This is a genomic window from Aminobacter sp. P4_D5, from assembly GCF_056401815.1.
The window spans coordinates 1-533 of sequence record NZ_JBFUIP010001319.1 but is presented as its reverse complement, the minus strand read 5'-3'; the positions used below and the strand labels follow the sequence as shown (position 1 = coordinate 533).

Sequence of the window (533 nt, the reverse complement as noted above, 5' to 3'; positions counted from 1 at the left end):
GAGGAAAAGCAGTTGGTCACTTTTTGGCATCGCCGGCGCCGCCGCGATGCCGGAGGATCGCCGTGCTTCGTCGTGACATCATCAAGGCCGCCGGTGCGGGCGCCCTCGCCGCGCCCCTCGCCGCCGGCGCGCAGACCTCGCGCCAGCTGAAATTCGTCCCGAACTCCGACCTCGCCATCCTGGACCCGGTCTACACCGCCGCCTTCGTGACGCGCGTGCACGGGATGATGGTCTACGACACGCTCTACGGCCAGGACGAGAACCTTCGCCCGCGGCCGCAGATGCTCACCGGCCATGCCGTGGAGAACGACGGGAAGCTCTGGCGCCTCACGCTGCGCGACGGCCTGCGCTTCCACGACGGCGAGCCGGTCCTGGCCCGCGACGTGGTGGCCAGCCTCCAACGTTGGGGCCGCGTGGACGCCTTCGGCCAGTCGCTGATGGCCGTCACCGACGAGATCGCCGCGCCCTCCGACCGAGAGGTCGTCTTCCGCCTCAAGGCCCCCTTCCCGCTCCTGCCCGACGCCCTCGGCAAG

1 protein-coding gene is annotated in these 533 nt (G+C 70.5%); it reads left to right on the top strand.

Going from position 1 to position 533, the window contains the following annotated elements; genetic code table 11:
- Positions 1–62: 62 nt before the first annotated feature.
- Positions 63–533, top strand: a 471-nt coding sequence (locus tag AC1DWF_RS38160; protein WP_476843596.1) for an ABC transporter substrate-binding protein, incomplete at its 3' end; no start/stop codon positions are given.